26 protein-coding genes and 1 pseudogene are annotated in these 21,439 nt (G+C 69.4%); 10 read left to right on the forward strand and 17 right to left on the reverse strand.

The features are described from left to right. Position 1: 1 nt before the first annotated feature. Together rpsI and rplM are read right to left on the reverse strand one after the other, a co-directional pair. Complete coding sequence (gene rpsI, locus ET989_RS04730) at positions 2-523, reverse strand: 30S ribosomal protein S9 (protein ID WP_131167404.1); 522 nt, start codon at positions 521-523, stop codon at positions 2-4. 14 nt (positions 524-537) lie between these two features. After that, positions 538-981: a 50S ribosomal protein L13 gene (rplM, locus tag ET989_RS04735; RefSeq protein WP_131167405.1), complete on the reverse strand. Its 444-nt coding sequence runs from the start codon at positions 979-981 to the stop codon at positions 538-540. A 209-nt stretch (positions 982-1,190) separates the two neighbouring features. Between rplM and ET989_RS04740 the strand changes: the two genes are divergently transcribed. After that, positions 1,191-3,287 (forward strand): elongation factor G-like protein EF-G2, encoded by a 2,097-nt coding sequence (locus tag ET989_RS04740; RefSeq protein WP_165490032.1) that lies wholly within the window; start codon positions 1,191-1,193, stop codon positions 3,285-3,287. A gap of 190 nt (positions 3,288-3,477) precedes the next feature. On the opposite strand, the pseudogene ET989_RS15420 reads toward ET989_RS04740, so the two are convergent. The 3 genes and pseudogenes from ET989_RS15420 to ET989_RS04755 all read right to left on the reverse strand — a co-directional run. After that, positions 3,478-3,819: pseudogene (locus ET989_RS15420) on the reverse strand (GtrA family protein); the annotation flags it as partial. Positions 3,820-4,016: 197 nt separating this feature from the next. After that, on the reverse strand, positions 4,017-4,265 hold the full coding sequence (locus ET989_RS04750; RefSeq protein ID WP_131167407.1) for a MarC family protein: 249 nt from the start codon (positions 4,263-4,265) through the stop codon (positions 4,017-4,019). Positions 4,266-4,301: 36 nt separating this feature from the next. Beyond that, positions 4,302-4,712 carry a YccF domain-containing protein gene (locus ET989_RS04755; RefSeq protein WP_131167408.1) on the reverse strand — a complete coding sequence of 137 codons (411 nt, stop codon included), beginning with the start codon at positions 4,710-4,712 and terminating at the stop codon, positions 4,302-4,304. 52 nt (positions 4,713-4,764) lie between these two features. Here ET989_RS04755 and trmB point away from each other — a divergent pair, with 52 nt between their 5' ends. The 6 genes from trmB to ET989_RS15765 all read left to right on the forward strand — a co-directional run bounded on the left by trmB (position 4,765) and on the right by ET989_RS15765 (position 9,354). Further along, positions 4,765-5,544 (forward strand): tRNA (guanosine(46)-N7)-methyltransferase TrmB, encoded by a 780-nt coding sequence (gene trmB / locus ET989_RS04760; RefSeq protein WP_241656211.1) that lies wholly within the window; start codon positions 4,765-4,767, stop codon positions 5,542-5,544. Next, positions 5,541-6,353, forward strand: a complete 813-nt coding sequence (gene truA, locus ET989_RS04765; protein WP_131167409.1) for a tRNA pseudouridine(38-40) synthase TruA — start codon at positions 5,541-5,543, stop codon at positions 6,351-6,353. Before trmB ends, truA begins: the two co-directional genes overlap by 4 nt. Then, a complete protein-coding gene (locus ET989_RS04770; RefSeq protein WP_131167410.1) occupies positions 6,350-6,964 on the forward strand; it encodes a class I SAM-dependent methyltransferase in 615 nt (204 codons plus the stop codon). Before truA ends, ET989_RS04770 begins: the two co-directional genes overlap by 4 nt. Positions 6,965-7,014: 50 nt before the next feature. After that, the gene (locus ET989_RS04775) at positions 7,015-7,218 is read left to right on the forward strand and encodes a CsbD family protein (protein ID WP_131167411.1); all 204 of its coding nucleotides are present in this window, start codon (positions 7,015-7,017) and stop codon (positions 7,216-7,218) included. A 413-nt stretch (positions 7,219-7,631) separates the two neighbouring features. Continuing rightward, on the forward strand, positions 7,632-8,243 hold the full coding sequence (locus tag ET989_RS04780; protein WP_131167412.1) for a superoxide dismutase: 612 nt from the start codon (positions 7,632-7,634) through the stop codon (positions 8,241-8,243). A 163-nt stretch (positions 8,244-8,406) separates the two neighbouring features. Further along, complete coding sequence (locus ET989_RS15765; RefSeq protein ID WP_131167413.1) at positions 8,407-9,354, forward strand: resuscitation-promoting factor; 948 nt, start codon at positions 8,407-8,409, stop codon at positions 9,352-9,354. A 346-nt stretch (positions 9,355-9,700) separates the two neighbouring features. On the opposite strand, the gene rplQ is transcribed toward ET989_RS15765, so the two are convergent. The 8 genes from rplQ to ET989_RS04825 all read right to left on the reverse strand — a co-directional run bounded on the left by rplQ (position 9,701) and on the right by ET989_RS04825 (position 14,063). After that, entirely contained in the window at positions 9,701-10,321 is a 621-nt protein-coding gene (gene rplQ, locus ET989_RS04790) for a 50S ribosomal protein L17 (protein ID WP_131167414.1), read from the reverse strand. A gap of 19 nt (positions 10,322-10,340) precedes the next feature. Further along, entirely contained in the window at positions 10,341-11,354 is a 1,014-nt protein-coding gene (locus tag ET989_RS04795; RefSeq protein ID WP_131167415.1) for a DNA-directed RNA polymerase subunit alpha, read from the reverse strand. 130 nt (positions 11,355-11,484) lie between these two features. Then, entirely contained in the window at positions 11,485-12,090 is a 606-nt protein-coding gene (gene rpsD, locus ET989_RS04800) for a 30S ribosomal protein S4 (RefSeq protein WP_131167416.1), read from the reverse strand. 32 nt (positions 12,091-12,122) lie between these two features. Beyond that, complete coding sequence (rpsK, locus tag ET989_RS04805; RefSeq protein ID WP_131167417.1) at positions 12,123-12,545, reverse strand: 30S ribosomal protein S11; 423 nt, start codon at positions 12,543-12,545, stop codon at positions 12,123-12,125. Positions 12,546-12,577: 32 nt separating this feature from the next. After that, positions 12,578-12,952, reverse strand: a complete 375-nt coding sequence (gene rpsM, locus ET989_RS04810) for a 30S ribosomal protein S13 (protein WP_131167418.1) — start codon at positions 12,950-12,952, stop codon at positions 12,578-12,580. 226 nt (positions 12,953-13,178) lie between these two features. Continuing rightward, positions 13,179-13,292, reverse strand: coding sequence for a 50S ribosomal protein L36 (rpmJ, locus tag ET989_RS04815; RefSeq protein WP_013862061.1), 114 nt, complete (start codon positions 13,290-13,292; stop codon positions 13,179-13,181). A 75-nt stretch (positions 13,293-13,367) separates the two neighbouring features. Continuing rightward, entirely contained in the window at positions 13,368-13,589 is a 222-nt protein-coding gene (infA, locus tag ET989_RS04820) for a translation initiation factor IF-1 (RefSeq protein ID WP_131167419.1), read from the reverse strand. A gap of 102 nt (positions 13,590-13,691) precedes the next feature. Further along, the gene (locus ET989_RS04825) at positions 13,692-14,063 is read right to left on the reverse strand and encodes a DUF1707 domain-containing protein (protein ID WP_131167420.1); all 372 of its coding nucleotides are present in this window, start codon (positions 14,061-14,063) and stop codon (positions 13,692-13,694) included. Positions 14,064-14,197: 134 nt separating this feature from the next. Between ET989_RS04825 and ET989_RS04830 the strand changes: the two genes are divergently transcribed. Genes ET989_RS04830 through ET989_RS04840 form a run of 3 tightly spaced genes read left to right on the forward strand, consistent with a single transcriptional unit; the run spans position 14,198 to position 16,905 of the window. Next, on the forward strand, positions 14,198-15,211 hold the full coding sequence (locus ET989_RS04830; protein ID WP_131167421.1) for an ABC transporter substrate-binding protein: 1,014 nt from the start codon (positions 14,198-14,200) through the stop codon (positions 15,209-15,211). A gap of 4 nt (positions 15,212-15,215) precedes the next feature. Then, positions 15,216-16,127, forward strand: a complete 912-nt coding sequence (locus ET989_RS04835) for an ABC transporter permease (RefSeq protein WP_131167422.1) — start codon at positions 15,216-15,218, stop codon at positions 16,125-16,127. Next, positions 16,120-16,905: an ABC transporter ATP-binding protein gene (locus ET989_RS04840; protein ID WP_131167423.1), complete on the forward strand. Its 786-nt coding sequence runs from the start codon at positions 16,120-16,122 to the stop codon at positions 16,903-16,905. The genes ET989_RS04835 and ET989_RS04840 overlap by 8 nt, the downstream gene beginning before the upstream one ends. Here ET989_RS04840 and ET989_RS04845 read toward each other — a convergent pair. From ET989_RS04845 to secY, 4 genes are all read right to left on the reverse strand, one after another. After that, on the reverse strand, positions 16,902-18,596 hold the full coding sequence (locus ET989_RS04845; protein ID WP_131167424.1) for a formate--tetrahydrofolate ligase: 1,695 nt from the start codon (positions 18,594-18,596) through the stop codon (positions 16,902-16,904). The two genes, ET989_RS04840 and ET989_RS04845, sit on opposite strands and share 4 nt — an antisense overlap. Before the next feature lie 67 nt (positions 18,597-18,663). Continuing rightward, on the reverse strand, positions 18,664-19,500 hold the full coding sequence (gene map / locus ET989_RS04850; protein ID WP_277751341.1) for a type I methionyl aminopeptidase: 837 nt from the start codon (positions 19,498-19,500) through the stop codon (positions 18,664-18,666). After that, on the reverse strand, positions 19,497-20,084 hold the full coding sequence (locus ET989_RS04855) for an adenylate kinase (protein WP_131167425.1): 588 nt from the start codon (positions 20,082-20,084) through the stop codon (positions 19,497-19,499). Before ET989_RS04855 ends, map begins: the two co-directional genes overlap by 4 nt. Further along, positions 20,081-21,418 (reverse strand): preprotein translocase subunit SecY, encoded by a 1,338-nt coding sequence (gene secY / locus ET989_RS04860; protein WP_131167426.1) that lies wholly within the window; start codon positions 21,416-21,418, stop codon positions 20,081-20,083. The genes ET989_RS04855 and secY overlap by 4 nt, the downstream gene beginning before the upstream one ends. Between the last annotated feature and the right edge of the window lie 21 nt (positions 21,419-21,439).

The raw sequence follows: 21,439 nt of genomic DNA on the forward strand, positions 1-21,439 counted from the left end.
ATCAGCGCTTGCTGTACTGAGGCGCCTTGCGGGCCTTCTTGAGACCGGCCTTCTTGCGCTCCTTGACGCGGGCGTCACGCGAGAGCAGCCCGGCCTTCTTCAGCGCGGGGCGGGAGGCCTCGACGTCGATGGCGTTCAGCGCACGGGCGATGGCCAGGCGCAGCGCGCCGGCCTGGCCGGTCACGCCGCCGCCGATGATCTTGGCGATGACGTCGTAGGAGCCCTCGACGGCGGCCGTCACGAACGGCTCGTTGATGGTCTGCTGGTGCAGCTTGTTGGGGAAGTACTCCTCCAGCGTGCGGCCGTTGATCTTGAACTGGCCGGTGCCGGGGACGAGGCGCGCGCGGGCGATGGCCTCCTTGCGGCGGCCGGTGGCAGCGCCCGGGGCGACGACGGCCGGACGCGAGCCCGGGGTCGCGGACGACGGGGTGGCCTCGGCGCGGTACGCGATCTCGCGGTTGGCCTCGTCGGTGAACGGGGTGATCTCGTCGGCGAGGACGTCTTCAGTGGTGGTGTCGGTCACGTTGGTTCCTTGGCTCACTGGGCGATCTGGGTGATCTCGAACGGCTGCGGCTGCTGCGCGGCATGGGGATGCTCGGGGCCGGCGTAGACCTTGAGCTTCTTGATGACCTGACGGCTCAGCTTGTTCTTGGGCAGCATGCCCCAGACGGCGCGCTCGACGGCCTTGCGCGGGTCGGTGGCGAGCAGCTCGCCGTACGAGACGGCGCTCAGGCCACCGGGACGACCGGAGTGGCGGTAGGCCATCTTGGCGGTGGCCTTGTTGCCGGTCAGGGCGATCTTGGAGGCGTTGACGATGATGACGAAGTCGCCACCGTCGACATGCGGGGCGAAGGTCGGCTTGTGCTTGCCGCGCAGGAGCGTGGCGGCAGTGACGGCCAGGCGGCCGAGGACGACGTCGGAGGCGTCGATCACATGCCAATTCCTGGTGACGTCACCAGGCTTGGGAGTGTACGTGGACACGTCGGGTAACCCATCTGTCATCGGGGAGCTACAAGAGGTACCACTGGACGCCTCCCCGGACACGTCACAGCGCAACAGCGACCCAGATTACCCCGGGCATCGCACGCCGGTCAAAACGCTCCCAGAGGCCCCAGGTCATTACGACAAGGCGTAGGAGGCATGCCCGGATTCCCTCGCGCGCACGCGTCCGCAGTGGCAAGGTGTCCTCCATGAGTTCAAAGGTGAACAACGGACAGGTCCAGGTGAACAATCCGGACGATGTGCGCAACGTGGTGCTGGTCGGCAACGCGGGGTCGGGCAAGACCTCGCTGTTCGAGCAGTTGCTGCGGGCGCGCGTCGCCGGCTACAGGGGCGAGAAGGACGACGCAGAGCGCCTGTCCCAGCTCTACCTCGCGTCCCTCATGACGGGTGACGTCTTCGTGAACCTCCTCGACGCCCCCGGGCACGCCGACTTCGTCGGTGAGTTGCGCGCGGGCATCCGGGCCGCGGACGCCGCGATCTTCGTGGTCAGCGCCTCCGACGGCATCGACGGGGCCGCCCAGGCCCTGTGGGAGGAGTGCGCCGCGGCGGGCCTCCCCCGCGTGATCGCGCTCTCCAAGCTGGACGCCGCCCACTCCGACTTCGACACCGTCGTGGCCGAACTCAAGGAGAAGTTTGGCGAGGGCGTCCTGCCGACCCACGTGCCCGTCGGCTCCGGCGCGGGCATCAACGGGACCGTCGGCGTCCTCTCGCGTCGCTTCCGTGACTACTCCGGCGGCGGCGCACCCGTCCTCAACGAGCAGGACTCCAGCCACGACGACCTCATCGAGGAGCACCGCAACGCGCTGATCGAGGGCCTCATCCAGGAGGCCGACGACGCCGAGCTGATGGATTCCTACCTCGAGGGCGCCGACCCCGGCCGCGACTACCTCCTCGCCGACCTGATGAAGGCGACCTCGGGCGCGAACCTGTTCCCGGTCGTCCCCGTCGTCCAGTCCTCCGGCGTCGGCACCGAGGAGCTGCTCAGCCTCATCGAGCAGGGCTTCCCGACCCCGAGCACGCACCCCAACCCGACGATGGTGAAGCTGAACGGCGACGAGGTCGGCCCGGCGCCATCCGACCCCAACGCGCCGCTGGTCGCCCAGGTGATCCGCACGACGACCGACCCGTTCGCGGGCCGCCTGTCGATGGTGCGCATCTACTCGGGCACCCTACGCACCGACGACGTGGTGCACCTGTCGGGCCACAAGTCGTTCTTCCTCGGCCTCGACCCGGACGCGTACCCCGACCGCGACCAGGACGAGCGCATCGGGCAGATCCAGCAGGCCCAGGGCGTCGAGCTGAAGCCGAAGCAGTCCGCCATCGCGGGCGAGATCGTCATGCTGCCGAAGCTGACCGCGGCCGAGACGGGCGACACCCTGTCGGCCAAGGACGACGTCGTGCTGATCCCGAACTGGAAGATGCCCCAGGCGCTGCTGCCGCTGGCCATCAAGGCCGCGACCCGCAACGACGAGGACAAGCTCTCCACCGCGCTGCAGCGCCTGGCCGTCGAGGACGCCACGGTGAAGCTCGCGCGCGGGGCGTCCGACCAGCTCGTGCTCTGGACCACGGGCCAGGCCCACGCCGACCTTCTGCTCAACCGCCTCCGGGACCGCTACGGAGTCAACGTCGAGCAGGAGGAGGTGAAGATCGCCCTGCGCGAGACGTTCACCGCGAAGGCGAGTGCGATGGGACGCCACGTCAAGCAGTCCGGCGGCCACGGCCAGTACGCCGTGGTGAACATCGACGTCGAGCCGCTGGAGCGCGGCGCCGGCTTCGAGTTCGTGGACAAAGTGGTGGGCGGCGCGGTGCCGCGCAACTTCATCCCGTCGGTCGAGAAGGGCGCCAGGGCCCAGCTCGAGAAGGGCGTCATCGCCGGCTTCCCGATGGTGGACGTGCGCGTCACCCTGGTCGACGGCAAGGCCCACTCGGTCGACTCCTCCGACATGGCGTTCCAGATGGCGGCCGCGGCCGCGCTGAAGGAGGCCGCGGTGGTCGGCAAGAACGTGGCGCTGCTGGAGCCGGTCGACCTGGTCACCGTCACCGTGGGCGAGGAGCACATGGGTGCGGTCATGACCGACATCTCCGGACGCCGTGGGCAGATGCAGGGCACGGACACCGACGGCCGCAAGGTGATCATCACCGCCCTCATCCCGCAGCTGGAGATGGCCCGCTACGCCATCGACCTGCGCGGGCTGGCCCAGGGAGGCGGCACCTTCACCCGGGAGTTCCACGGGTACGAGCTGCTCCCGGCCAACCTGGTCGAGAGGTTCACCCACAAGGACTGATCCACCGGTCCACGGCGAGGGCTCCCGGGCGACCGGGGGCCCTCGCAGCCTGCCGGGGACAGGGTCAGGACGCCGCGGCGTCCGGCCGCAGGTCGGCCCGCACGTGCGTGGCCGGGTGCACCACGACGGGGGCGACCCCGCCGGAGTCGTCGGGCGCCTCCACGGTCACGGCGTCAGCCTCACAGCGGCGGCGCGGGAAGACCCACAGGCGCAGCAGCAGGTAGATGTAGAGCCCCTCGAGGCAGGCGGCGATGACGCGGGCGACCATGACGTGGACGCCGAGCCAGTCGAGGACGGAGGCGAAGCCGACGATCCAGATCAGGTAGTTGCTGGCGATCACGAACACGTACTTGCCGGACTGCTTGCCCAGGTCGCCGTGCTCGCGGAAGTTGAGCCAGCGGTTCAGGAAGAACGCGTACACCGAGGCGAGCGCGTAACCGATCGAGAACGCGACGCTGTAGGGCAGCTTCCAGAAGTGCGTGATGATGGCGAGGAAGCCCATGTCGAGCAGGAAGGCGCTGCCGTTGATCATCGCGTAGCCGATGAACGTGATCGGCAGCACGCGCTGCAGCCGGGTCGGGACGGCGGCACGGATGCGCGTGGTGACGTCGGCGAACCATCGGGCCGCCGCGCCGTCACCCTGTTGGTCGCGCATGATGGAGAGAATAGGACCTCGGAGCAAGCGCGACACACCCATTGCCACGATGTGGCGCGGGAGTTGCCGACAGATCAGACCTGGCGAAGGAACGCCAGGGCCCCGTCGGCGAGCATCTGGACGGCGATCGCCGCCAGCAGCATGCCGGCGACGCGGGTGAGCAGGACAGTGCCGGAGTTGTGCAGCACGCGTCGGATGGCGCCGGCGAACCGCAGGAACACCCAGACCAGAGCCAGGGCCACGAGCAGGAGCAGGAGCCCCCCGGAGACCTGGAGGGCCTCGATGGTGATGTGGAGGTAGTCGAGGATGAAGCGCCCGAGGATCGCGAAGAGACCCTTATATCTTGCGGCGCTTTCCTGTCAGATCGTGAAGATCGGTTGCATTCCGGGCTCAATGGCGTCGGAATCCACGATCTGCTTCCCGAACGGGAAGCAGGTCACCGGGATCATCTTCAGGTTGGCGATCGCCAGCGGGATGCCGACGATCGTGATCGCCTGCGCCGCCGCCGTGGTGAGGTGGCCGATGGCCAGCCAGAGCCCGCCGATGACGAACCACATCGCGTTCAGGAACGCCGATCCCGCGCCGGCCCCGGGCTTGTTGACCACGGTCTTGCCGAAGGGCCACAGCGCGTAGGCGCCCATGCGGAAGGAAGCCACGCCCGCGGGGATGGTGATGATCAGCAGGCACGCCAGCGCGCCGAAGAGGAAGTAGCCCAGGGCCAGCCAGATGCCGCCGAAGAGAAGCCAGATGATGTTCAAGATCGCGCGCACGGGCGACTCCTTCCGTTCCTCCTCCACGGTACTCCCCCGGTATCCTCACCGGGTGCCGCGCCCTGACCGTCCACCCCGCATCCACCGTGAGGTGGTCTCCTACGTCCGCCGCTCCGCGCGGATGAACCCGTCTCAGGAAAAGGCCTGGAAGACCCTGGCCGGACGCTTCGTCGTCGAAGTCCCGACCCGCGCGCTCTCCACGTCCGTCCACCCGGACGCCGACGTCGACTGGGCGGCGGAGTTCGGGCGCGAGGCGCCGCTGTTCGTCGAGATCGGGTCAGGCCGTGGCGAGGCGCTCGTCGCGCTCGCCGAGCGCCACCCCGAGGCGAACGTGGTCGCGTTCGAGGTGTTCCAGCCCGCCGTGGCCTCGACGCTGAGCCGCATCAACCGGCACGGGCTCACCAACGTCCGGGTGGTGCTGGCCAACGGCGTCGAGGGCTTGGAGCACCTCTTCGCACCCGCCAGCATCAGCGAGCTGTGGACGTTCTTCCCCGACCCGTGGCACAAGCCGCGCCACCACAAGCGTCGGCTCGTGAGCCCCGCCTTCGCCGCACTCGTGGCGTCCCGGCTGACGCCGGACGGCCGCTGGCGGCTGGCCACCGACTGGCAGGACTACGCCGAGGCCATGCGGGAGGTGCTCGACGTGGCCCCCGGCCTGGTGAACGTGCACGGCGGCTGGGCGCCGCGGTGGGAGGAGCGCCCGCTCACCAAGTACGAGCAGCGCGGCCTGGACGCCGGGCGTGCGGTGCACGACCTCACCTATGCGCGGGCGCAGGGCGACCTCGTCCACCGCGAACCCCGCCCGGGCGCGACGGGCAGGATCCCGCTGTGACCACCCGCTACCGCCTCGACCTGGCCTACGACGGCCGCGACTTCCACGGGTGGGCCGCCCAGGACGGGCTGCGCACCGTGCAGGGCACCCTCGAGCACTGGATCACCACCGTGCTGCGCCTGGACGCGCCCGCGCGGCTCACCGTGGCCGGCCGAACGGACGCCGGCGTCCACGCCCGCGGTCAGGTCGCGCACGTCGACCTCCCCGGACCCCACCACGCCACCGAACTGCTCCGCCGCCTCGACCGCGTGCTGCCCGACGACCTCTCGGTGCACGGCGTCCGCGTGGCCCCCGCCGGTTTCGACGCACGGTTCGCCGCGATCTGGAGGCGCTATGCGTTCCGGCTTGCCGACGCCGCCCCCGACCCGCTGCAGCGCCACACCGCCGTTCGGGTGCGCGGCCCTCTGGACGTGGGAGCCGTGGACGCCGGCGCCCGCAGCCTGGTCGGCCTCCACGACTTCGGCGCCTTCTGCAGGCGCCGCGAGGGTGCGACAACGATCCGACAGATGATCGAGTGCCACGCCGAACGCTCCCCCGCGACCGGCCTGGTCGAGGTGACCCTGCGCGCCGATGCCTTCTGCCACTCGATGGTCCGCTCCGTGGTGGGGGCGCTGGTGGCGGTCGGCACCGGCCAGAAGGACGCCGCCTGGCTGGCCGGCCTGGTGGACCGGCCCACCCGCGCCGGGGACGTCACCGTCCTGCCCCCGCACGGCCTGGTGCTGGAGGAGGTCGGCTACCCCGCAGATGACCAGCTCGCTGCCCGCCAGCTGGAAGCACGCGCCCGCCGCGACGAGGAGGACCGTCCGTGACCCACTACTTCGAGACGCCCACCGGAGACGACCGCCGGCGCCGCATCGACGTCCGCTTCTGGGACACCGACTGGACCTTCACGACCGCCGCCGGTGTCTTCTCCGGCGACGGGCTCGACCTCGGCACCGCGGTCCTCCTGCGCACCCACACCCCGGACTCGGCGTCCCGGCGCATTCTCGACCTCGGCTGCGGCTACGGCGTGCTGGCCGTGGCCGCGGCGTCCGCCGCACCGGACGCCCGCGTGGACGCCGTCGACACCAACGAGCGCGCGCTGGCGCTCACCCGCCTCAACGCGGACGCCCACGGCGTCGGCCACCGCGTCCACGCGACGCTGCCTGAGGACGCCGACCCGGACGCTCGCTACGACGAGATCTGGTCCAACCCGCCCATCCGCATCGGCAAGGAGGCGCTGCACGCGCTCCTGCTGCACTGGCTTGCCCGCCTCGCCCCCGGCGGCGTGGCGCGGCTGGTCGTCGGCCGCAACCTCGGCGCGGACTCCCTCCAGCGCTGGCTGGGCGAACAGGGCTACCGGTGCGACCGGACGGCCTCGGCGAAAGGTTTCCGCGTCTTCGAGGTCGCACCCCTTGTGTCGGAACCGTCGTCCGACTAGCCTCGATTCACCACAAGCGCGGGGCGCACCCGAGCTGGAGAGGAGTCCTCATGGGTATCGGAGACAAGATTGTGAACAGGGCCGAGGAGCTGGGCGGCAAGGCCAAGGAGGCCGCCGGCGACCTGACCGACAACGAACGTCTCGAAGCCGAGGGGAAGGCCGACCAGGCCGCCGCGAAGGCGAAGCAGGCGGGCGAGAACGTCAAGGAAGCCGGTCGCGACGTCGCCGAGGGCGTCAAGGACGTCTTCAACTAGAGGCGCTCGACCACCAACACTCACCCGAACGGGGTGCCGGAGATTACTCCCGCACCCCGTTCGGCGCGTCCGGGCGCTTGTCGGGCGGATGCGTCGGCCGTCGCGCGCAGCGGGAGTCCACCGCGGTGACCGCACCGGCCGACACGCCCCCAGCCGCCGAGAGCCCCGGTCTTCTGCGCCGACAGCCCCGGGTTTGTCCGCCGACAGCCCCTTCCGGGCGTGCGGGCGCTCTCCGCCCGCGGTCCGGACCTCCCGCCGCGCGGCGGCGGTGCACGCGGTCGCCAGCCTCGCCGGGCTGGCCGCGTTCGTGAAGCCTGAGCCCGGCGTCCGGCCCTTGCCAAGCCGACGGTGAGGAATAGGGTGGAGTCGTTCGCTGTTGGACCCAACAGGATCCCCTAGAGGAAGAAGAAGCGATGACGTACTCCCTTCCGGAGCTGGACTACGACTACAGCGCGCTCGAGCCCCACATTTCGGCGCAGATCATGGAGCTGCACCACAGCAAGCACCACAACGCCTACGTGACCGGTGCCAACACAGCGCTCGAGAAGCTCGCCGAGGCCCGCGAGAAGGGCGAGTTCGGCGCCATCAACAAGCTCGAGAAAGACCTGGCCTTTCACCTCGGTGGACACGTGAACCACTCGGTGTTCTGGAAGAACATGTCGCCGGACGGTGGCGGCCAGCCCGAGGGTGAGGTTGCCGCGGCGATCGACGAGTTCTTCGGCTCCTTCGACGGCTTCAAGAAGCAGTTCAACGAGGTCGCCAACGGCATCCAGGGCTCCGGCTGGTCGATGCTGGTCTGGGACAGCCTGGGCAAGCGCCTCAACATCAACCAGCTCTTCGACCAGCAGGGCAACCTGCCCGTCGGCCAGCTGCCCATCCTGCAGCTCGACATGTGGGAGCACGCGTTCTACCTGCAGTACAAGAACGTGAAGGGCGACTACGTCAACGCCTGGTGGAACGTGGTCAACTGGGCGAACGTCTCCGAGCGCCTCGCCGGGGCCCGCGCCGCCGAGATCGCCTACTGAACCACGGCCCAACTGGGGCCGGCGGCGTCCATGATCGGACGCCGCCGGCCCTTTCTTGGTCTCCGCAACCAAGCAACCTGATGAAACCCTGAGAGCTGGTTTGCGATTTTCTCAGACTACACGGACACTTGAAGGGAAGAGTTCCGCACGTCAGGAGAAACCCTTGCCCATCTCGACCAAGCTCGTCGCCGTCTTCGCCAGCGCGGCTGTGCTGGCCACCGGGGCCGGCGTCGCCATCGGCGCCACCCAGAGCCAGCCCACCCCCGTCGCAGCCGCCGTCGCAGCGCCCGTCCCCCTGAGCACCGAGGTCCGCGTCTGGGTCGACAACACCACCCACCTCGTCTCCCTGACGGAGCCCACCACGGAGGCCGCCCTCAAGGTCGCCGGCATCCACCTCGGCGTCCACGACCGCGTCTCCCCCGCGCTCACCGCGTCCCTCACCGTCGGCGACACGGTCACCGTGAACCGCGTGCAGGTGACCCAGGAGACGAAGACCGTCACCCTCGAGTTCGCCAAGACTGAGGTGAAGGACTCCAAGCTCGCCAAGGGCGAGCGCAAGCTCAAGACCAAGGGCGTCAACGGCCTCCGCGAGGACGTCATCGAGACTGTGACCGTGGACGGCGTGGTCGAGAGCACCACCACCGTGTCCGAGACCGTCACCAAGGAGCCGGTGCACCAGGTGACGCGCGTGGGCACCTACGTGGCCCCGAAGGTCGTCTCGCGTTCGTCCGAGCGCACGGCCGAGCCCAAGAAGACGGCCGAGCCCAAGAAGACGGCGGAGCCGAAGAAGACGGCGGAGCCGAAGAAGACCACCGAGCCGAAGAAGACCACCGAGCCGGCCCCGGCCCCCCGCGGCGGTGAGATCAACCTGGCCCGCGCCGACATGTGGGATCGGATCGCCAAGTGCGAGTCCAGCGGCAATTGGTCGATCAATACCGGCAACGGCTACTACGGCGGACTCCAGTTCAACCTGGCCACGTGGCGCTCCGTGAACGGCCCCGACTTCGCGGCCTACCCGCACCAGGCCTCCCGCGCCGAGCAGATCACCGTTGCCAACCGCCTCTACGCCCTGCGCGGCCTGCAGCCCTGGGGCTGCCGCCACGCCGCCTGAGGCACAGCACACCCACTCCCAACCACGGCCCCGCGAGCTCAGCTCGCGGGGCCGTGTGGCGTCCTGAGGTCCTGCGGTGCGCGCAGAGCCTCGCAACCCCGACGCCGAGGGCTTGCCTCCAACCCGCCGAGGGCTTGCCTCCAGCCCGCCGAGGGCTTGCCTCCAACCCGCCGAGGGCTTGCCCCCTCTCCACACCGGGGCTCTCGGCACCCAAACCCGGGGCTCTCGGCACCCAAACCCGGGGCTCTCGGCACCCAAACCCGGGGCTCTCGGCGGGTGGGGGCGGGGACGCAGAAGCGCCCGGCCCCAAAGGGGACCGGGCGCTCGTCTGTGTCGGAGGCGAGGCTCAGGCCTCCTTGCGCTGCGCGGCGGCCTCGGTCTCGGCGGCCTCGGTCTCGGCGGCCTCGGTCTCGGCGGCCTCGGTCTCGACGGCGTCAGCGGCGACGGGGGTGCCCTCGTCGGTCAGGACGATGTCCTCGGAGGCCTCGACCTCGGGGTCGACGACGTCGTCCTTGGCCGGCTTGGTGACCTTGGCGGCGGGCTTGCTGGACGCCTTGGGCGCGGCCTTGGTGCCGGTCGTCTTCGCCTTGGCCTTGCGGGACTCCTCGACCGTCTCGCCGACGATCTCGATGACGGCCATGGGGGCGTTGTCGCCCTGGCGGTTCCCGATCTTGGTGATGCGGGTGTAACCACCGTCACGGTCGGCCATCTTCGGGGCGATCTCGGTGAACAGGACGTGCACGACGCCCTTGTCCGTGATCGTCTTCAGCACGATGCGTCGGTTGTGCAGGTCGCCGCGCTTGGCCTTGGTGATCAGCTTCTCAGCCAGGGGGCGGACGCGCTTGGCCTTGGTCTCGGTCGTGGTGATCCGGCCGTGCTCGAACAGCTGGCTGGCGAGGTTCGCCAGGAGCATCCGCTCGTGGGTCGGGCTGCCACCGAGACGGGGACCCTTCGTGGGCTTGGGCATTCTTGGGTTCTCCTGGTTCTCAGAACTGGTCGTTGTCGTCGTCGAAGTCGGCATCCTCGTCGTAGCTGCCCAGGGCTGCCAGCGGGTCGAAGCCGGGGGCGCTGTCCTTCAGGGCCAGGCCCATCTCGTGGAGACGGAGCTTGACCTCCTCGATGGACTTGGAGCCGAAGTTGCGGATGTCGAGGAGGTCCTGCTCGGAGCGGGAGACCAGCTCGGACACGGTGTGGATGCCCTCGCGCTTGAGGCAGTTGTAGCTGCGCATCGTGAGCTTGAGCTCCTCGACCGGCAGGGCCAGGTCGGCGGCGTACTGCTCGTCGACCGGCGAAGGGCCGATCTCGATGCCCTCGGCCTCGACGTTGAGCTCACGGGCCAGGCCGAAGAGCTCCACCAGCGTCTTGCCGGCGGACGCCACGGCGTCGCGCGGGCTGATCGCCGGCTTGGTCTCGACGTCGACGATGAGGCGGTCGAAGTCGGTGCGCTGCTCGACACGGGTGGCCTCGACCTTGTAGGTGACCCTCAGCACGGGGCTGTAGATCGAGTCGACCGGGATGCGGCCGATCTCGGAGTCGACGCTCTTGTTCTGGGCCGCGGACACGTAGCCACGGCCGCGCTCGACGACGAGCTCCATGTCGATCTTGCCGGACGCGTTGAGCGTGGCGATGTGCATCTCGGGGTTGTGGATCTCCACACCGGCGGGCGGGGCGATGTCGGCAGCCGTGACGGCGCCGGCGCCGGCCTTGCGCAGGTACATGACCACGGGCTCGTCCTCCTCGGAGGAGAGCACGAGCTTCTTGACGTTCAGGATGATTTCGGTGACGTCCTCGACCACGCCCGGGAGCGTGGTGAACTCGTGCTGGTTGCCCTCGATCTTGATGCTGGTCACGGCCGCGCCCGGGATGGACGACAGCAGCGTGCGCCGCATGGAGTTGCCGAGCGTGTAGCCGAAGCCGGGCTCGAGCGGCTCGATGACGAAGCGCGACCGGGTGTCGGAGACGACGTCCTCGGTCAGCGTCGGGCGCTGTGCGATGAGCATGTTGTTCCTCTCCACCGCCCACTATTTGACGGTGTTCTGCGGGCTCGGCACCGTGCCGGGCCCCTTGTGTTGCTGGGAAACCGCGCAAGGCGTCCGTGGGGTGTTTCCACCTCACGGACGCCTGACGGGGTCACTTCGAGTAGAGCTCGACGATCAGCTGCTCGGCGACGTCGACCACGATCTGCTCGCGCGTGGGCAGCTGGTGCACCAGGATGCGCATGCGGTTCGGGCGGACGGTGAGCCACGCCGGGACGACGCGCTCGTGGTGCGTCTCGCGGGCGATGACGAACACGTCGAGGTTCAGCGACTTCGGCTTGACGTCGATGATGTCGTACGGCGTCACGCGGTAGCTCGGGATGTTGACCTTCTTGCCGTTGACCAGGAAGTGGCCGTGGACGACGAGCTGGCGGGCCTGGCGGCGCGTGGAGGCGAAGCCGGAGCGGTAGATCACGTTGTCCAGACGGGACTCCAGGATCTGCAGCAGGATCTCGCCGGTCTTGCCGGGCTTGCGCACGGCCTCCTCGTAGTAACGGCGGAACTGCTTCTCGAGGACGCCGTAGGCGAAACGCGCCTTCTGCTTCTCGCGGAGCTGGAGCAGGTACTCCGACTCCTTGATGCGGCCGCGGCCGTGCATGCCGGGCGGGTAGGAACGGCGCTCGAACGCCTTGTCGCCACCGACGAGGTCAGTGCCGAGTCGACGCGACTTGCGGGTGATGGGTCCGGTGTAACGGGCCATGGTTCTTCAGTCTCTCTTTCTTCGGCTCGGGCTCAGACGCGACGGCGCTTGGGCGGACGGCAGCCGTTGTGCGGCACGGGGGTCACGTCGGAGATCGGGCCGATCTCCAGGCCCAGCGCGCCGAGCGAACGGATGGCGGTCTCGCGGCCGGAGCCGGGGCCCTTGACGAAGACATCCACGCGCTTCATGCCATGGTCCATGGCGCGGCGACCCGCGGCCTCGGCGGCCATCTGCGCGGCGAACGGCGTCGACTTGCGGGAGCCCTTGAAGCCGACGGTGCCGGCGGACGCCCACGAGATCACGGCACCGGTCGGGTCCGTGATCGAGATGATGGTGTTGTTGAACGTGCTCTTGATGTGGGCCTGCCCGGAGACGATGTTCTTCTTCTCCTTGCGGCGGACCTTGCCCTTCGCCGCGGCGGCGGCCTGAGCCTTGGTACGGCCTGCTTGTGCCATGTGTCAGTTCTCCTGGTCTATCAAGGGCCGCGTCAGCGGACCTTCTTCTTGCCGGCGACAGCCTTCTTCTTGCCCTTGCGCGTACGAGCGTTGGTCTTCGTGCGCTGTCCGTGGACCGGGAGGCCCATGCGGTGGCGGCGGCCCTGGTAGGAGCCGATCTCGATCTTGCGGCGGATGTCCGCGGCGACGGTACGACGGAGGTCACCCTCGGTCTCGTAGTTCGCCTCGATGAAGTCACGCATCGCGACGAGCTGCTCGTCGGTCAGGTCCTTCACGCGGACGTCGCCGCTGACGCCGGTGGCGGCCAGGATCTCCTTGGCGCGGGTGCGGCCGATGCCAAAGATGTAGGTGAGGCCGATCTCCAGACGCTTCTCGCGCGGAAGATCGACACCGATGAGACGTGCCATCAGGCGATTCCTTTCGATGTACGACCCGTGGGTCGCGAAGGTGTGTGGCGTGCGGCGTCCCGTGCGCCTGAGCGCGGGCCTCGGCCTTCGTCCGAGGGTGGATCCGACGGGGCTGGCGTGCGGACCGCGAAGGGTCCGCGCCTCGACGGGTGTGCCGTCACGTTCTTCTCTTGTGTTGGAGGGGCTCCAACGGTGATCGTGTCCCTCCGGCCCTGCAGCGGGGGCGTCAGCCCTGGCGCTGCTTGTGGCGCGGGTTCTCGCAGATCACCATCACGCGACCATGCCGGCGGATCACCTTGCACTTGTCGCAGATCCTCTTGACGCTCGGCTGAACCTTCATCGAGCTACTTTCTTGACTTGCGCCGGGCACAGGGACGTCCCTGGACCGACTGGATGGATACTTCGAGAACGACGGTCACTTGTGCCGGTAGACGATGCGTCCGCGCGTGAGGTCGTACGGTGACAACTCCACGACGACCCGGTCGCTCGGCAGGATGCGGATGTAGTGCTGCCGCATCTTGCCGCTGATGGTCGCCAGTACGCGGTGCCCGTTGGTCAGCTCAACGCGGAACATGGCGTTGGGCAGAGCTTCGACGACGGAGCCCTCCATCTCGAGGGCGCCTTCCTTCTTGGCCATGATCTCCTAAGGGAACGCTTCGCCACCTGAGGACACAGGTGACCGACGTCCCATGCTACTCCACAGCCGCAGACTCGCCCAAATCCCCCGGAGGGGTCGCGATCAGAGCAGGAGCGCGAGCACGACGACCAGCAGCAGCAACGCTGCGACGACGCCGCCGGCGATGACCTTGGCCACCAGGGCACCACTGGGCTGGATTGGCTCCGACAGCTCCCCCGGACGCCCCACCCCCTGCTCGACGATCGCGGGGACGTCGTGGGTCGCGACGCCCGGCACGGCTTCGACGACGGGGACGACCTCGCCCAGCGTTGTCGCGCCGAACAGCGCATCCAGCAGGCGCGGGTAGTCGTCGGGCGACACCTCGCCGCGCTCGAACGCCGCATTGAGACGCTCGACGAGGCGGTTCCGCTCGTCGTCGGACAGGGGCGCGCCGGGGGTGGCCCGGTACTTCGAGGATCGCGGCAGCTCGGCCATGCCTCCACCCTAGCCGCACCCCCGGACGCCGCCGGTTGAGATCGGCGTTCCGGCGGCCCCGCCGCTGGATATCGTGGCCCGGTCCGCTCCGGCCCCCTGTGCGCCGGGGCCCGGGAGTGAAGGAAGAACCCATCGTGAAGCGCAACCCCGTCATCGTCGTCGCGGGCCTCGTCGCCGCCCTGTCGCTGGCCGTCACCGGCTGCGCCTCGGGCGCCCCGGCCACGTCCGCCCCGGCGTCCACCGCCGGCACGTCGGCAGCCCCTGCCGCCGACCGCGAGTACAAGATCGGCATCTCGCAGTACGTCTCCCACGCGTCGCTGGACGCCGCGCGCGACGGCTTCAAGGAGGCCCTCGCCGACGCGGGCCTCAAGGTCACCTACGACGAGAAGAACGCCCAGACGGATGCCGCGACCAACACCACGATCGCGACCACGTTCGCCTCGGCCGACCTCGACCTCGTGCTCGCCATCGCGACCCCGTCGGCGCAGGCCGCCGCGCAGGCCATCGCCGACACCCCGGTCCTGTTCACCGCCGTCACCGACCCGGTCGCCGCCAAGCTCGTGGCGTCCGCGGATGCCCCCGGCGCCAACGTGACCGGCACGTCCGACATGAACCCGGTTGCCGAGCAGATCGCCCTGATCAAGAAGCTCAAGCCGGAGGCCAGGACGGTCGGCATCATCTACAGCTCAGGTGAGGTCAACTCCGAGGTGCAGGTCGCCGCCGCGAAGGAGGCCGCCGCGAAGGAGGGCCTGGAGGTCGTCGAGCGCACGATCACCACGACCGCCGAGGTGCAGCAGGCCGCCAACGCCCTGGAGGTCGACGCGATCTACGTGCCGACCGACAACAACGTCGTCTCGGCCCTCGAGTCCGTCGTCCAGGTCGCCGAGACCAAGCAGATTCCGCTGGTCGTCGGCGAGGGCGACTCGGTCGCCAAGGGCGGCATCATCACCTACGGCCTCGACTACACCAAGCTCGGCTACCAGACCGGCGAGATGGCCATCAAGGTGCTCAAGGGCGAGGCGCAGCCGGCGACCATGCCCGTCGAGACCCTCAAGGACCTCAAGGTGTACGTGAACAAGGCCGCCGCCGAGCGCATGGGCATCACCGTCCCCGCCGACCTGCTCGACGGCGCCGAGGTCGTCGGCTGACCTCATGCTCTCCGCTCTTGACCTGGGCCTGATCTACGGCCTGATGGCGCTCGGGGTCTACCTCACGTTCCGCGTGCTGGACTTCCCCGACCTGACCGTCGACGGCAGCTTCACGACCGGAGCTGCCGTCGCGGCGTCCCTCATCATCGCCGGCCAGTCGCCGTGGATCGCCACGGCGGCCGGCGCGGCAGCGGGCGCCGTAGCGGGCCTGGTCACGGGCTTGTTGCACACCAAGGGGAGGATCAACCCGCTCCTGGCGGGGATCCTCACCCAGATCGCGCTCTACTCCATCAACCTGCGCATCATGGGGCGGGCCAACTTGCCCCTGCTGCGCACCGACACCCTGCTGTCCGGCCTGCGGGACGACCGTGTGCTCGGCACGTGGGCGTCCGTCGGCATCTTCGCCCTTGTGGTGTTCGCGTTCATGCTCGCGCTGGACTGGTTCCTCAACACCGACCTCGGGCTGGCGCTTCAGGCCACCGGCGACAACGAGCGGATGATCCGCGCCCAGGGCGTCTCCACCGACAACACCAAGATCCTCGGTCTGAGCCTCTCCAACGCGCTCGTAGCGCTCGCGGGCGGCCTCATCGCCCAGTACCAGGGCTTCGCCGACATCGGCATGGGCATCGGCCTCATCGTGGCCGGCCTGGCCTCGGTCATCATCGGGCAGGCGGTCATCCCGGGCCGCCGGTTCATCTTCGCGACGCTGGCGGTGGTGGTCGGCTCGGTCGTCTACCGCATCGTCATCCAGCTGGCCCTGACCGCGGGCGCCGACCCGAACGACATGAAGCTCATCTCGGCGCTCCTCGTGATCGCCGCGCTCCTGCTGCCCCGGCTCGCCGTCTTCCGGCGCCTGCGGGCCAGACGGCGGGAGCGGCTGATGGCCGCCGCAGAGACGGGAGAGGCCCGTGCTTGAGGTCCGCAACCTGCGCAAGATCTTCTTCCAGCACACGCCGAACGAGAAGGTCGCCCTCGACGGTGTCGACCTGACCCTGGCCGAGGGCGACTTCGTCACGGTCATCGGCTCGAACGGCGCCGGCAAGTCGACGCTGCTGAACCTGGTGGCCGGCGAGTTCCGCCCCGAGGCGGGCACCGTCCACATCGACGGGGTGGACGTCACGAAGATGCCCGTGCACAAGGTGGCCCGCTGGGTCGGCCGCGTCTTCCAGGACCCGATGGCCGGCACCACCCCGAACGGCACCATCGAGCAGAACCTGGCCATGGCGTTCGCCCGCGGGAAGACGCGCGGCCTGCGCACCGGCGTGACCCGCGCCAAGCGCGAGCTGTTCCGCGAGGAGCTGGCCAGCCTCGAACTCGGCCTGGAGAACCGTCTGCGCACCGACGTCGGCCTGCTCTCGGGCGGTCAGCGCCAGGCGCTCTCGCTGCTGATGGCCACGTTCAGCGGCCCCAAGATCCTGTTGCTGGACGAGCACACCGCCGCCCTCGACCCCGCCCGCGCGGCGCTCGTCACGCGGCTGACGGACGAGGCGGTAGCCCGGCACGGCCTGACGACGCTCATGGTGACCCACAACATGCACCAGGCGCTGTCCATGGGCAACCGGCTGATCATGATGCACGAGGGCCGGATCATCTACGACCTCGCCGGGGAGGACAAGAAGAAGGCCACCACGGACGACCTCCTCCACGAGTTCGCCAAGCTCAAGGCCGTGTCCGACCGGACGCTGCTCGCCTAGAAGAGCCCGACGATCCGGCCGTCCTCGGCCAGGTCCATGCGCTCGGCGGCCGGGTGCGAGCCCAGCCCGGGCATCGTCTGCATCTGGCCCGACAACACGTAGACGTACCCGGCGCCGGCCGCGAGGCGCACCTCGCGGATCGGCAGCGTCCACCCCTTGGGGGCCCCCCGGTCGGCAGGGGTGGCCGTGGTCGACAGGTGCGTCTTGGCGATGAGCACCGGCAGCCCGCCGAAGCCCAGGTCGGTGAGCCGCTTCAGCTCGGACGCCGCGGCCGGCGCGTAGTCGACGGACGCCGCCCCGTACACCTTCGTGGCCAGGGCCTCGATCTTGTCGGTCAGCGGGACGTCCAGCTCGTAGGTGTAGCGCAGGTGTGTGCCGGCCTCGGTGGCCTCCAGCACCGTGCGCGCGAGCGCCGTCGCCCCCGCTCCCCCGTCGGCCACGTGCGTCGACACCGCACACGGGACGCCGCGCTGGTGGGCGAAGCGCGCGATGACCGCGTGCTCGGAGGCGTGGTCGTCGGGGAACGCGTTGATCGCGACCACCGCCGGGACGCCCGTGCCCGCGACGATGTCGAGGTGGTGGGCCAGGTTGGACAGGCCCGCCGCGACGTCGTCGGGGTTCTCCTCCAGCAGCTCGGGAGGCAGCGGCTTGCCGGCGACGACCTTGAACCGCCCCGAGTGCACCTTCAGCGCGCGGACCGTCACCACCACGACCGCGGCGTCCGGGACGAAGCCGGACGTGCGGCACTTCACGTTCACGAAGCGCTCGTAGCCCAGGTCGGCACCGAAGCCCGCCTCGGTCACGACGATGTCGGAGCGGGACAGCCCCACGTGGTCGGCCACGATCGAGGAGTTGCCGGTGGCGATGTTGCCGAACGGTCCGCAGTGGATCAGAGCGGGCTGGCCCTCCAGGGTCTGCAGCAAGTTGGGACGGACGGCGTCCTTGAGCAGGACGGCCATCGCGCCGGCCGCCTTGAGGTCCTCTGCCGTGACCGGCGCGCCCTCGCCGGTGTACCCGACGACGATGCGCCCGAGCCGCTGCCGCAGGTCCGTCAGCGATGTCGAGAGCGCCAGGATGGTCATCACCTCGGACGCCGCGGTGATGTCGAAGCGCGCCTGCCGCGGGACGCCGTCGAGACGTCCGCCCAGACCGACGATGATGTTGCGCAGGGCCCGATCGTTCATGTCGAGCACGCGACCCCACGTGATGGAGTGCGCCGCGATGCCCAGCGCATTGCCGTGCTGCAGGTGGTTGTCGAGCATCGCGGCCAGCAGGTTGTGTGCGGCCGTGACGGCATGGAAGTCGCCGGTGAGGTGCAGGTTCATCGTCTCCATCGGCACGATCTGCGACCAGCCCGCACCCGCGGCACCGCCCTTGATGCCGAACACCGGCCCGAGCGACGGCTGCCGCAGCACCGCGGTGGCGCGCTTGCCGAGCCTGCCCAGGCCCTGCACGAGCCCGACTGCGGTGGTGGTCTTGCCCTCCCCCAACGGCGTCGGGGTGACGGCGGTCACGACGACGTACTTGCCGGCCGGACGCCGTGCGCCCACCGCCTCCAGTTCCACCTTGGCGGCGTGGCGACCGTAGGGTTCGAGGTCGTCGACCCCCAGGTCGAGGACGGCACCGATGTCGGAGGTGGGCCGCAGCGTCGCGGCCTGGGCGATCTCGAGATCAGAGGGCACGGCCCCCATTCAACCATCCGGCCCGCCCGATGGGCCGATCTCAGCGGCGCCGGGGGCACGGAGTGAAGAGTTGCGGTCAGTCGGCCAGCGGGCCGAACGGCAGCCCACGCGCGGTGAGCTCGGCCTCGCCGCCGTCGAGGGCCGTGAGCACCCACAGCCCACGGTCGGTGACGGTGATCGTGTGCTCCCAGTGAGCGGCGTGTGAGCCGTCCTTGGTCACCACGGTCCACTCGTCGTCCAGCGTGACGCCGATCGCCGAGCCGAGGGTGACCATCGGCTCGACCGCCAGCACGAGGCCGGGCTCGATGCGGGGGCCGCGTCCGGGGCGTCCGACGTTGGGTACGTCGGGGGCCTGGTGCATCTCCGACCCGATGCCGTGGCCGGTGTAGTCCTTGAGGATGCCGTAGCGCTCCCTGCGTCCGCGGATGCTCTTCTCGATGGCGTGGGAGATGTCCGTGACGCGGCCGCCCAGGCGCGCCGCGCCGATGCCGGCCCACAGCGACTCCCGCGTCACGTCGGACAGGCGCTGGTCGTCGGACGACAGGGACCCCACGCCGAAGGTGATCGCGGCGTCACCGTGCCACCCGTCGACGATCGCGCCGAAGTCGTAGGAGACGAGGTCGCCCTCCACGAGCACCCGGTCGCCGGGGATGCCGTGCACCACCTCATCGTTGACCGAGATGCAGGCCACGCCCGGGTAGGGCGGGTAGCCCCAGGCCGCGCCGTAGTTGAGGAACGAGGAGCCGGCGCCGTGGCGGGCGAGGATGTCGCGGCCCACGGCGTCCAAATCACCGGTGGTGACGCCCGGGGCGGCCGCCTCGAGGACGGCCGCGTGCACCTCGGCGACGACGAGCCCCGCCCGTCGCATGACGAGCAGCTGGTCGGGGGTCTTGAGCTGGACGCCCCGGCTCACGAGGGGTGCCCGAGCTTGGCGTCCAGGGCGTCGGTGATGCGGGTGCGGACGTCCTCGACCGCGCCCATGGCGTCCACCTCGACGAGCAGGCCGCGATCGCGGTACACCTCCAGCAGGGGGGCCGTCTCAGCGTGGTAGACGTCGATGCGGTGCCGGATGGAGTCGGCGTTGTCGTCAGCGCGGCCCTCGATCTCGGCGCGCTTCAGGAGGCGCTCGACGAGCTGGCTGGGGTCGGCGACCAGGGCGATGACGGCCTGGAGCTTGCGGCGGCTGCGGACGAGCTCGCCGTCGAGGGCCTCGACCTGCTCGAGGGTGCGGGGGTACCCGTCCAGCAGGAAGCCCCCACGCTTCTTCACGTCGGGGCTCGCCAGGCGCTGGAACACCATTTGGTTGGTGACCTCGTCCGGTACCAGGTTGCCCGCGGCGATGAGGGCCTCGATCTGCTTGCCCAGTGGGGTGCCGAGCTGGATGTTGTCGCGGAACAGCTGCCCGGTGGAGATGGTGACGATGCCGTAGTGGTCGGCTATCGAGCTGGCCTGGGTGCCCTTGCCCGCCCCGGGCGGGCCCATGATGAGGAGTCTCATCGCAGAAATCCTTCATAGTTCCGTTGCTGCAGCTGGCTCTGGATCTGCTTGACGGTGTCGAGGCCGACGCCCACCACGATCAGGATCGAGGTACCGCCGAAGGGGAACTGCTGCGAGGTCCCGAGGAAGAGGAAGGCCACTGCCGGCAGGAGTGAGATGAGGCCAAGGTACAGCGAGCCCGGGGCCGTCAGGCGGCTCAGGACGTGCGCCAGGTACTTCTCGGTCGGCTTGCCCGCGCGGATGCCCGGGATGAAGCCGCCGTACTTCTTCATGTTGTCGGCGACCTCCTCGGGGTTGAAGGTGATCGCGACGTAGAAGTAGGCAAAGGCCACGATGAGGACGAACATCAGCAGCGAGTGCCAGAAGCCGGTCCCGGTGAAGTTCGCGGCGATCCAGCTGGAGACCGGGTTGTCCGGCGAGAACTGGGCGAACATGATCGGCAGGTAGAGCAGCGAGCTGGCGAAAATGACGGGGATGACGCCGGCCTGGTTGACCTTGATCGGGATGTAGGTGGTGGAGCCGCCAACGAGGCGGCGCCCGACCATGCGCTTGGCGTACTGCACGGGGATGCGGCGCTGAGCCTGCTCAACGAAAACGACGCCGAGCATGACCAGCAGGCCGACGGCCAGGACGGCCACGAAGGCGAGCCAGCCGGCCGAGTTCGGCAGGGTCAGGCCGTTCCACTGGATGGTGCCGCGGGAGATCGCGATGCCCCAGACCTGGGCCGGGAAGGCCGCTGCGATCTGGGTGAAGATCATCACCGACATGCCGTTGCCCACGCCTCGCTCGGTGATGAGCTCGCCCAGCCACATCACGATGCCGGTGCCGGCGGTCATCGTCAGGATCATGACCAGGATCGGGAACAGCGTCGCGTCGTAGACCAGGGGCAGGCCACAGCCGGGGAACAGCTGGCCGCTGATCGCCATGGTCACGAACGCGGTGGACTGCATGATCGCCAAGATGATCGTCAGGTAGCGGGTGTACTGCGTGATCTTCTGCTGGCCAGCGCCGCCCTCCTTCTTCAGCGCCTCGAGCCGCGGGATCACCACGGCCAGCAGCTGGAAGATGATGGAGCTGGTGATGTACGGCATGATCCCCAGCGCGAAGATCGCAAGCTGCAACAGCGCACCACCCGAGAACAGGTTGATCATCGAGTAGAGGCCCGCGGCCGACCCGGTGCTCGCCTCGAACGTGCACTGCTGCACGTTCTGCATGTTCACGTTCGGGGTGGGGATGACCGAACCCAGACGGAAGACGGCCAACACCCCGAGGGTGAAGAGGATCTTCCGACGCAGGTCGGGAGTCCTGAGCGCGTGGGCGAAGGCGGAGAGCATCCGGGTCCAATCAGTTGCAGA

Origin of the sequence: Propioniciclava sinopodophylli, from assembly GCF_004324755.1 — a bacterium.
Taxonomy (GTDB): Bacteria; Actinomycetota; Actinomycetes; order Propionibacteriales; family Propionibacteriaceae; genus Propioniciclava; species Propioniciclava sinopodophylli.